Here is an 8,955-nt window from a genome sequence, read left to right as displayed (position 1 = left end):
GGTTCATGGGGCGGATACGTAATTTATTGGCGCAGCGGTGGTCGTGTCGTGGTGGTTAAACATACAAAGGTCGACTTTATAAATCACACTACTTACCTAAAATTAGTCACTGTGTATGGCATGAATTAAGCTACTATTTGTAACTATTTATGTGACTCTTTAACTAGCATATCGTAATAGTGTGCAGTATCGCGGTTAGTTAGCCTGAACTTAAAGAAACACTTATTCTTAGGTTGCTCCGTAGTTTCTTCCAGTTGATCCTCAATACTTATTTCTTCCAAAGTCCGTTTATCGATAAACCACTTCTTTTCTAGTATCCACATGAATGCGTGTCTAGTTGGTATCGTTATCCGATCCGTATTCTCTTCTAAACCGAAATCAGTGCGAACTCGGTTCTTTTCTTTAACACTCAGGTGAGGATGTAGCTCCAATTCGAGCGGGATCTGAGTATTCCAACTTAAATCTTTGCCTAAAGATTCCTCGTTATTTTTCTTGAATTCCGGTTCATTGAAGTGTTCTACAATGTTCCTAAAACGAGAAAAGTGAAATGTTTTGAAGTAGGTCTTATGTGTACAAGTACGGTCATACGCTCTAAACATCCAGTTAGTACCGTCGTACATAATAGCTAACGGCAATAGCGTTCTGGCTTCGCGGTTGTCACTGTTTTCAGAAAGATAACTTCCACACTTTATAGCGTAACCACCATCAATAGCACGAGCTACTTTAGATATACATTCGACGTTGAGCTGGTTTGGGATCTTGCCAATCTTGTCATAGGTAATAATGGTTTTAGCTTCGGAATAGAGTTTGTTCTTATTGAATCCATTAGCCAGCATTCCTAAAGCGGTATCAGCATCAATGTTTAATAGCGGTTCATAACACTCTCGCTTGATGGTGTTAAATTTTGTCTTTGTATCGTATTGAAAATTATTCGGACGCACGTCGTTATAGTCTGAGATAGCTTTTGAAGCCGCCGCGTTTCCTATGTTGAACATCTCCCCAATATCCGAACGCTTTATGATTCCGGTATACCTAAGTTTAAAGTCGATGAAGGCCAACCTATCAGCTTGATTACCCTTTTTTTGTACTAGTTCTTCAAAAGTAGTCATATTTAATGCTCTTTATTATTTTTATTTATTATACCACATAGTGAGAAATGCAGCTCTTTTTAGATGTTAAATTTGACATGAGAGTTACATTAAGGATCGTAAAATCATAAAAGTGCGTTGTTTTTGTGTACGCATTATTGATCTTGAGCGTTAAGCTGGTATTATGTGTTCATAAGAAGAGTTAGGCGCAGTTGTTTAACTCAAAATGTGGAGATGTATCATGGCTACAAATGGTCAACCTGGCGATAACCGCCGTCATGGAATGGTTCGCGAACGTTCACAGACTCAAACGCCTTCTGGGCATTGGGTTAAACGCGATGCGAATACAGGGCAATTTATGGATGTGAAGCAAGATGGCACACCGTTCAAAGGTGTCCGCAAAGAGAAATAAAAAGGCGCTTTCAGTAAATACTAAAAGCGCCTTTTTAACTGTGAGGTGAATTATTTTTTCTATTGGCGTAGTAAAAATAAGGCCCAACACTAAGAGGTTTCAAGCCCACAGAAAGGCAAGATTACTCAGGTTTGTAGCGTAATCATACCTTTCTACAGTGTTCACCTCAATAATTGAATTTCCTCTTTCATCTCAATTTGAGAGGTATCTCTTATGAGTAATCGACCTAAAGTCGTCCCAGTTTGCGCGTATCAGCGCTACCGAAATGGTGTCTGGGAAGATGTGTGTTCTCACACTCGTTCGCTTCCGCGTTAAATTTTAATAGGGCTTTACCAATGCAAAGCCCTTAACTACTTCTGCGATAGAAAGGTTTTTATGAATAATAAAAGTAAGGATGATGGTGATGAAGTCATCTTGTTTGTTATGGTTTTTTCCGTGGCTTGCTGTATTTTGGGGGTACTGTATTTAAGTTACCATGATATTGCGGTGTATAGCTTAATAGCGTTAGTTGCTATGACCTTATTGGCTAAGCTTTACAATATTGAATTCTTGGATAATTACACTTTAATTGAGTTAGCTGGCTTCTTACCTGTGATGTTTTCTGTGTATTGGATCTTCGATGTTGAGTACTCACAAAGTGTGCTGGACTCAGCCAAATCCATAGAACGATTTGATGGCATAGAGTATGTCGTGGAATCCGTAAAGCTAGCTTGGTATATGTCCTTAAATATTAAGATCATTGTGTTATGCCATATCCTGGCATTTGGTACGATTGCAACCGCGTGTTTAGCCAATGTTATGTCGACACACCGTGAAAATCTGGTACGTTCCAGTGGTGTAGCTTTCGTTTCGACGTTGTCTATGGCCCTAACTAATTTAAGTATTATCCCAACTTGGTTATATAACCATTTCCAGATCTGATCCCCGTTATCACTTTATCTGCATACTAATGGTATAATTCGATTAATTTCATGCCATTAGTGTGCATACTTTAACCTCCAACCTAATATACTCAAGACGGCAGTAGTCTTGGATATGAGTCGCTAAATTGCATGATTTTCTAGCGATAATGATCCGCACCAGAAGTTTTGGACACTGAGTTAAGTGAGTACAATCACTAACGAGGTGAACAATGACAACTAAGAAAACACGAATCAAACATGCTCCTGAATTTAAAGCCGAAGCGCTTAAGTTAGCAGAGAAAGTCGGTGTCGCTGCTGCCGCACGACAGCTTTCGCTATATGAATCTCAAATTTATGGGTGGCGTAAAGCCGTTACAAAAGATGCGAAAATCAGCGATAGAGAAAGGGAACTCGCCACTGAAAATGCCAAACTCAAACGATTATTGGCAGAGCAAGCTGAAGAGCTAGATATCGTAAAAAAGGCCGCCACCTACTTCGCGAAAAATCTAAAGTAGATTGCTATGAGTTTATGCTCGAACACCTGATGCAGTATAGGATTGTCCATATGGCTAAGGTGTTTGGGGTTTCTCGAAGTGGGTTTTATTATTGGGTTGATAATCGGCATAAAGTCACCCAACGCAACGAACACCGAAAGCAGCTTGATAACAAAGTTCGTGAAGTCTTTGATGATAAAAAGGAACGTGAAGGTGCAAGGCGCATTCAAAAAGAACTTGAAGAAAATGGTAATAAACACGATGTAAAAACCATCGCCGCGAGCATGAGGCGTCAGGGGTTGGTTGCGAAGGCCGCCCGTAAATTCAGAACTGGCTCTACCTCTAAGTTAAACAATGTAGGGGCTAACGCCCCTACCACTATTCTAGATTTAACAATTATGCCAGTTCTACATTACAAGCACTTCGGGCTTTCCCTGTCGTGTTTGAGGACACCTGAAATTTTAGCGTCATACCTTTCGATAATTTCCCCCACAACTTACTATCATTCAGGTCGGTTTTCTTGAAATGAAAGTCTTCATTGTTATGAACAAGGAACGCAAAATTCTTATTTGATTGAGGCCTCGCTTTCACGCTACCTGTTAACGATGTTGGCCTGACATAGCATCTGTCCTCTTTTTCTCCAAAAATCTCAAATTGATTACTCAGATTCTTAATGGCTTTTTTCAAGCTTGAATATCCATAACTTCGAGTATCAAACGTGCTATCAATCTGCTTAAGCTTGGTTCCTAGATCTCCTAGATAAACAAAATCTTCATTATTGTTTAATTGCCAATAAGCCTTTAATAGCAACCCATCTAGCTCCGTTGAGCTGTCAGTGATTTTCTGCTCTTTTTCATTGTCATCATCGGTGTCTTCTTGGCTTAGGTTCTCTAAGTACACAAAGTCATGACAAGCATTACGAAAACGCTCAGGTGTACTTTTCTTTCCGATGGCCATAGTATGCAAGCCTTTTTCTCTAATCCTCTGAGCTAAGCCAGAAAAACCACCGTCACTGCTGACAATGCATAGAGCATTTATTTTTTCGTTGGTACAAATCAGCTCAATGGCATCCATAATAAGCGCATGATCCGCTGCATCTTTACCGTGATGAAATTGCTGCTTTGGTGTAGACGCTGTATCTAAGATATATTGCTGCCAATTCTTATGGCTTGGATTTGTCCAATCGGCATATACCCATTTAAGAGCGATAACGCCTTTTCTACCAATTTCACTTAAAATGTCAGGATATTTTGATTGTTGAACATTCTCGCCATCGACAAGTACGGCAAAAGTAAACGCTGTCATATCTCTTCCTTGTGTTAACTCAATTGATAGCTAGTAGATGGTACGAACATCAGACAGTAAGTAACCTTGTTCAATAAGGGTATTTGCCAATTTTTCCTCTAGTTCAGATCCAATGTCATAAATGTCATTGAGCTTACGTACAGTATCTATAGCACCATTACCGTCACAATCGACATGAATAAACTCATGCTCACTTTGTCTTCGGTGCTTAGTGAGTAGTCGGTCACTGTGTAATCGATAGCACTCAATATCGCCGAAGGTAAATATGCAATGACCAGAAATTTGAACTATTTCTTGCTCATATTGCAAGGGTAAACGACGACAGAAGTCTACAAATGCTTCTTTTAAATTTAGCTTAACTAGAGTGCCTACAGCAATCTCATGCCTGGTACGTTGATATGTGTTACTTATTACAGCCGTCAATGGGACTACGAGATCAATAGTCTTTGAATCATATAATTCATCAGCTTTTGACTGAATAACCGATAATGGAAGTAGGAAAAAATCAGATATTTTAATCGATGAAACAGCATAATCTAGATTGAACTTTCCAAAAATTGTTTTCTTATTTTGTTCTTCGGTTTGGCTAATTTTTAAGTTCGACATTTCCGTATCATGCTTGATTTTCAACTCTTCAATCTTATGATTAAGTCTTCCAATAACGATTGAGTAGTCGATGTTAACGTTCATTTTTTCTGCAAGAGCTTGTAAGAGCACTTCATATGCCTGATTTGACTCATGAGTAACATCAGGTTCAGGGTACTCACGTAAGGCTAAGGTTTTTTTTATATCGTCTGAGACCTCAATTAATTCAGGACGTTCATTGTAGAATTTTTGTATCGATGCAGTATGAATATCTATTTTTGTTTGATTATCTTGCGCTTCTTGCTCTGCGTTCTGCTTGCTACTTTGAAGTTCATCAACCTCTGAGGTAACAGTATCAAGTTGATGTTTATGCAACTTAGTCATTTTATCTACTTGGTTACAATGTTCTTGTTTCAGTGTTCCATATACAGCTTCCTCTAATAATTCCGCATTAAAATCAGTGATTTTCCAACCATACATGCAGTCACCTCTAAACCAATCGCCGGGTTTCTTAGCAATCAATTCTTTAAAAACAGGTTCACAAATATTTTCGAGATCAAGTTCACTGACCTTGTCTTCAACTGCTTCCTTTAAATATGCAATGAAACATTCTTGTTCCCAGTCTTCAGGCAACTCTATAATGCTCTTTTTAACTACATTAAATTTATGAAAAGAACTTCCTGGTGCCGTACTCTTTAATTTAGGTAATAAGCTTGATAACTGGTCGACTTTTGCAAAGCCCGCCCCATTAGCCCATTGTGATATTTGTGACTGACTCACCTTACAGATCTGACTGAGCTCATCTTGTTTTACATTTTGGCTCATAGCCATGATCATAATTTCTTGCGTATATGGGTGTCGCCCCTGAATAGCGTTTGGATATAGAACGCCATCAATACCTAATTCACTAATCTTTTTAGCTAATAATTGCTTATGTTGATTTTTTGTCTTTTGCTTTGTTTTTTTGTTGATTGGATTAACCATCTGCTCGTCACCACCTAAGTAATTGATTTGTATAGCTTAAACTTATAGCTCTTTTTCTGTCAACAATAAAACAATAAAAATAATCACTAATAAAACACTTATAAAAATCCGGTAAATCACTTATGTAATATTTTTTGTTTACATAAATAAAAAAGACTAATGGCAAGGAGAAAGGACAAATAATCTATGAAAATTCAAATAAAGAGATACTCTATTAAAATTCATTGAATCAGATGAACTTCATTAATTGAGCGTAGCGAGTTGTATTAATTTTTAACTTATAAAGAACTTATATTTAATTTTTAAGGTAAGTAAGGTCTTCCCAAGCTCTTTCACACCTTTAATAGCAACACTAATCACTTATATTGTGAGAAAAAAAATAACCCACAGTCCTCACCGGCTTGAATCATGAAGCGGCTGCGTTTTAAATGACAAAGCACAAAGTGAAGAACACCGAGAAAATTACTCGATGGACAACGGTACCTACCTGACTAACAAAGAATATATTCGCTGTGGATGGGAGATAAAGAAGGTGTTTCTCTGGAGAAATTCGGATAAAGCGCAATATGTGTCGGTGGGAGAAATTTCGATTCCAAGTGTATAGGAAAACTAATGAATGTATTTGTTCACAATATAGCCAGTCGCATAATGTTGCGCCTGGCTTTTTATGGCTTAACCGAGAGTATTAATCAAGCTCCTACTCAACGATGATTTCACCTTCTTGGTCGCCTTTTTTAACCCTAATCGTTAGTTTTCTCTCTTTGTAAACAACATATACTCCAAAAATCAGTGTGACAATTAATCCTATTAATAAAAGCTCACCGCCAGTTAAAGAAGTAACGACCTGTGGCTTAAAGAATTTTGATGAAACTGATGAGTTGAACTGAATATCTTCGACTATTTCATCCCAGTTTTTACATTTGGTGAATCTTTTTATCAGCGGTGAATCTTCGTCTAACTTATCTGAACGGAATTTAATAATGACTTTTTTTTTGGTTTTGACTAATTCATCCAATTCATCATAAAACGCATCGTTTTCCTGGAATATGATAGTTCGTTGCCCCTTACGCTCTTCCGAAGAATTACTTTTTTCCAAAGCTTTCTTGATCGTTTTCATCGTGTTCAAAGAAGAAGACATCGGGATAATGTTCATAAAACTCATTAAAATCGTCCTTATGATTTAGTTAACTATACATTTCAATCATTTTAACCATCTCATTGATGATTTGATCAACCATAGTCTCAAGTGCAGTTGGCGTTGATAATAGCTTCACATCGTTAGCGGTTAAGTTACGGAAGTTAATTTTCTTTTTAGGGTAATCCCAAAATGTATGGTGTTCCTCCTCTTTATAACGATGCTCTAGCTTTGGTAATTCTTTGATGATTTTCGATGAATCTTCACAATAAATACCAAAATAGAGATGATGGTTTTGCTCAATGAACAAATTGAATGATGGGTAGCCTGTCAGCGGTACTTCTTGAATAAGATATTTTGAATTTCGCTTTGCTTGTACATAACTCTTCACACAATGTCTCATATCGTGTTGTTTAGAAATTGAATCGTTCGACAGGTCTCCGAACTTCTCTGTCATCTTTTCGCCAAGCATTGTCCACATGGCCACTTGACTATCGATCACTATTTCTTCATAAGCTTGATTAAGTTCATTAACTGATAGCAAATTATCATCGGTTAGAAGCAGCTGTTTTAGTTGGTTTATATGTTCCATATTGTCCACACGATGAGTCAAATTATTGATAAGGAGAGTGTATTGGATGAATGCTTCACGTAATGGTGCATCGCGTACCGCGATTTCTGTGCAACGCTGAATCCAGGCGTGTATTTCATCGGCGTAACTTAAATTGCTAACCTTATCTTGTAGTGTTCCAATACTTTGATCTGAAGCACTTTTTCCATCAAGTGTTAGATAAAATAGGTAAATATTGATATATCCTTCATTACGCATGGTTTCATAATAGCGCTGCAACTGCTTACCCTGGTCGCCTGCATAAATCTTGTTTTCAATAATGACGGCTGTATCTGGAGAGCGAATTAAAATATCAATATTCTTGTATTCACAATCAACTTTTATATCACCAGTTAGTGAGATTGAAAGTCGCTGTAATAAGTCATTGAGAAATATTTCTCCATAATTATGACTCCCTTCAGGGCTGAGTATATCGACCAGAAAACGAGAATGTAAACGAACCTCATCAGAATCTGATCTTAATACACTGAATAGATTGTATTGTGATTTTTCTTGGTGTTTTTCACGCAGGAGTTTTAAGTGATCAAAGAATTGTTGACTAATCATATGATATCTCGATATGCAATTAGGGGGACCTTACTCTAAACTTATCTGACAAATCATGACCAATCCCTCAAATTTTGAGGTATATACTATTTCACCTTCCTAAATGGAGGCTGAAATGGATACCTTACAAACCACCACTACGCCTTTTAGCTAATCACCGCAAAGAGTTACGAAACTTTACCCGAGCTAAAGCATCGGCTTACCTTGGTATTGATGCCAAAACACTAGATCGTTACGTGACCGCCGCAGAGATCGAACCTCGTCACCATGAAGACTCTCAGTGGTCGATTGATATCTCTGAAATGTACCGTGTACGCGATTTACTGCCAGAGATTCTACGTAAAGACCCAAAGTGAAGAACACCGAGAAAATTACTCAATGGGCAACGGTACTTACCTGACTAACAAAGAATATATTCGCTGTGGGTGGGAGGTGAAGAAGGTGTTTTTCTGGGGAAATTCGGATAAAGCGCAATATGTACCAATAGGGGAACTGGTGCGACCTCTAAGTTAAACAATGTAGGGGCTAACGCCCCTATCTTGCGAATCCCCTCATAATTAACCGTAAAAACAATGAGGTAGACGCGCATCGCTGTCTTTGATCTAATGAATATCGCCAAACACACACTTCGAACAAATGGACTAACGATGCGCGATATTCAGATTCTACAGCAAACTATACAAAACCAATGCCCCTCCATTCACAAAAAACGCGTTAATTCTCTGATACTTGCCACAAAAAGTGTGCTTGACGGCTCTGACTTAACACTGACTAAACTTGGTCGTCAGCTCGAAACTAACACTACGGTTAAACATGCCATTAAGCGTGTTGATAGGCTACTTGGAAATCGGCAACTCCATCGTGAAAAAGACC

At 38.1% G+C, this 8,955-nt stretch carries 7 protein-coding genes and 3 pseudogenes; 5 read left to right on the top strand and 5 right to left on the bottom strand.

Going from position 1 to position 8,955, the window contains the following annotated elements:
- Positions 1 to 143 precede the first annotated feature (143 nt).
- Positions 144 to 1,109 carry a WYL domain-containing protein gene (locus tag FCV43_RS19500; RefSeq protein WP_113795797.1) on the bottom strand — a complete coding sequence of 322 codons (966 nt, stop codon included), beginning with the start codon at positions 1,107 to 1,109 and terminating at the stop codon, positions 144 to 146.
- A 220-nt stretch (positions 1,110 to 1,329) separates the two neighbouring features.
- Here FCV43_RS19500 and FCV43_RS20460 point away from each other — a divergent pair, with 220 nt between their 5' ends.
- From FCV43_RS20460 to FCV43_RS19490, 3 genes and pseudogenes are all read left to right on the top strand, one after another.
- Positions 1,330 to 1,500 carry a hypothetical protein gene (locus FCV43_RS20460; protein ID WP_170961701.1) on the top strand — a complete coding sequence of 57 codons (171 nt, stop codon included), beginning with the start codon at positions 1,330 to 1,332 and terminating at the stop codon, positions 1,498 to 1,500.
- A gap of 375 nt (positions 1,501 to 1,875) precedes the next feature.
- Positions 1,876 to 2,421 carry a hypothetical protein gene (locus tag FCV43_RS19495; protein WP_113795798.1) on the top strand — a complete coding sequence of 182 codons (546 nt, stop codon included), beginning with the start codon at positions 1,876 to 1,878 and terminating at the stop codon, positions 2,419 to 2,421.
- A 211-nt stretch (positions 2,422 to 2,632) separates the two neighbouring features.
- Positions 2,633 to 3,243, top strand: a pseudogene (locus FCV43_RS19490) (IS3 family transposase); the annotation flags it as partial.
- 49 nt (positions 3,244 to 3,292) lie between these two features.
- Here the strand turns inward: FCV43_RS19490 and FCV43_RS19485 are convergent.
- The 4 genes from FCV43_RS19485 to FCV43_RS19470 all read right to left on the bottom strand — a co-directional run bounded on the left by FCV43_RS19485 (position 3,293) and on the right by FCV43_RS19470 (position 8,082).
- The gene (locus tag FCV43_RS19485) at positions 3,293 to 4,201 is read right to left on the bottom strand and encodes an NYN domain-containing protein (protein ID WP_136996102.1); all 909 of its coding nucleotides are present in this window, start codon (positions 4,199 to 4,201) and stop codon (positions 3,293 to 3,295) included.
- A 30-nt stretch (positions 4,202 to 4,231) separates the two neighbouring features.
- The gene (locus FCV43_RS19480; protein WP_136996101.1) at positions 4,232 to 5,770 is read right to left on the bottom strand and encodes a hypothetical protein; all 1,539 of its coding nucleotides are present in this window, start codon (positions 5,768 to 5,770) and stop codon (positions 4,232 to 4,234) included.
- 697 nt (positions 5,771 to 6,467) lie between these two features.
- The gene (locus FCV43_RS19475) at positions 6,468 to 6,932 is read right to left on the bottom strand and encodes a hypothetical protein (RefSeq protein ID WP_136996100.1); all 465 of its coding nucleotides are present in this window, start codon (positions 6,930 to 6,932) and stop codon (positions 6,468 to 6,470) included.
- 22 nt (positions 6,933 to 6,954) lie between these two features.
- Positions 6,955 to 8,082 (bottom strand): PD-(D/E)XK nuclease family protein, encoded by a 1,128-nt coding sequence (locus FCV43_RS19470; RefSeq protein WP_136996099.1) that lies wholly within the window; start codon positions 8,080 to 8,082, stop codon positions 6,955 to 6,957.
- A gap of 137 nt (positions 8,083 to 8,219) precedes the next feature.
- Between FCV43_RS19470 and FCV43_RS19465 the strand changes: the two are divergent.
- Together FCV43_RS19465 and FCV43_RS20540 are read left to right on the top strand one after the other, a co-directional pair.
- A pseudogene (locus tag FCV43_RS19465) lies at positions 8,220 to 8,435 on the top strand (ParA family protein); the annotation flags it as partial.
- Positions 8,436 to 8,729: 294 nt separating this feature from the next.
- A pseudogene (locus FCV43_RS20540) lies at positions 8,730 to 8,955 on the top strand (IS4 family transposase); the annotation flags it as partial.

The sequence above is a fragment of the Vibrio genomosp. F6 genome, from assembly GCF_005146325.1.
GTDB classification, from domain to species: Bacteria; Pseudomonadota; Gammaproteobacteria; order Enterobacterales; family Vibrionaceae; genus Vibrio; species Vibrio cortegadensis.
Note: the sequence above shows the minus strand (reverse complement) of the source record. Positions and strands in the feature narration are given on the sequence as shown.

Coding starts and splice junctions, on each gene's coding strand:
- FCV43_RS19500 (WP_113795797.1), bottom strand. CDS start 1,109: ATGACTACTTTTGAAGAACTAGTACAAAAAAAGGGTAATCAAGCTGAT.
- FCV43_RS20460 (WP_170961701.1), top strand. CDS start 1,330: ATGGCTACAAATGGTCAACCTGGCGATAACCGCCGTCATGGAATGGTT.
- FCV43_RS19495 (WP_113795798.1), top strand. CDS start 1,876: ATGAATAATAAAAGTAAGGATGATGGTGATGAAGTCATCTTGTTTGTT.
- FCV43_RS19485 (WP_136996102.1), bottom strand. CDS start 4,201: ATGACAGCGTTTACTTTTGCCGTACTTGTCGATGGCGAGAATGTTCAA.
- FCV43_RS19480 (WP_136996101.1), bottom strand. CDS start 5,770: ATGGTTAATCCAATCAACAAAAAAACAAAGCAAAAGACAAAAAATCAA.
- FCV43_RS19475 (WP_136996100.1), bottom strand. CDS start 6,932: ATGAGTTTTATGAACATTATCCCGATGTCTTCTTCTTTGAACACGATG.
- FCV43_RS19470 (WP_136996099.1), bottom strand. CDS start 8,082: ATGATTAGTCAACAATTCTTTGATCACTTAAAACTCCTGCGTGAAAAA.